At 43.8% G+C, this 306-nt stretch carries 1 protein-coding gene; it reads right to left on the bottom strand.

Going from position 1 to position 306, the window contains the following annotated elements; genetic code table 11:
• The coding region (gene argB / locus AOA61_RS05675) for an acetylglutamate kinase (protein WP_143521179.1) at positions 1–306 on the bottom strand (306 nt) is incomplete at both ends.

Below are 306 nucleotides of genomic sequence, written 5' to 3'. Positions count from 1 at the left end.
ACATGAGTGACTTCTCCAACATAACCGAGATTCGGATCCGCAGCAGGCTCTGCTAAAAGTAGCTTTCCATCTACACCACTGATCCCATATGCATTACCACCAGCTTTTTGGAGATTGCCTACAATTTGTTTGTTCACTGCTCCACTTAAGGCCATTTCTACTACGCTTAGAACATCCTTTGTAGTAACCCGCAAACCATTCACGAAAGATGTTTCAACACCCATTTTAGTTAACAAGGATGATATAAGTGGTCCCCCACCGTGAACGATGATAGGCTTACACTTTCCCTCTTGCTGAAGCTTTACC

Origin of the sequence: Pseudomonas sp. 2995-1 (assembly GCF_002742505.1) — a bacterium.
GTDB lineage: Bacteria > Pseudomonadota > Gammaproteobacteria > Pseudomonadales > Pseudomonadaceae > Aquipseudomonas > Aquipseudomonas sivasensis.
This window is presented reverse-complemented; position numbering and strand designations above follow the sequence as displayed.